This window comes from Alcanivorax sp. HI0083 (assembly GCF_001635175.1).
In genome coordinates, this window is record NZ_LWFX01000839.1 from 1 (window position 1) to 431 (window position 431).

Genomic DNA, 431 nt, shown 5'->3' on the forward strand with positions numbered 1-431 from the left:
CCACAAATGACCCGCGACGATTACCTGTACAACGCCAACAGCAGCCACTGGTTGAGCAATCTTGAAGCACCACTGGAAGGATACAGTGTTCTTTACGGCCCTGAAGACACCGTGCGTAGCCCACGTACCCGTTACAACGCGGCGATGATCAGTGACGAGTCCGGCAGTGGCCTGTCCGGTGCCGATGGCAACTTCAGTTTCAGCGAATTGAAAACCGTGCTGAGCCATAATGGCTCGCTGTTCGCCGGTGACTGGACCAACCAGCTGACCCAGCGTTGCACCAGCTACAGCACCGCCGAGCTGGATGGGGCCGCTTACGATTTAACCGCAGCCTGCCAGGCGCTGGTGAACTGGGATGGAACCTATAACATCACCAGTCGCGGGGCTCACCTGATGCGTGAAACCCTGCGCCAGTTCCGGGTGAGCGGGCA

General features: G+C 58.7%; 1 protein-coding gene. It reads left to right on the forward strand.

All coding sequences use genetic code 11. The features are described from left to right. Positions 1–431 (forward strand): penicillin acylase family protein (locus A3754_RS08055; protein WP_197468567.1); only part of this gene is annotated, 431 nt, incomplete at both ends.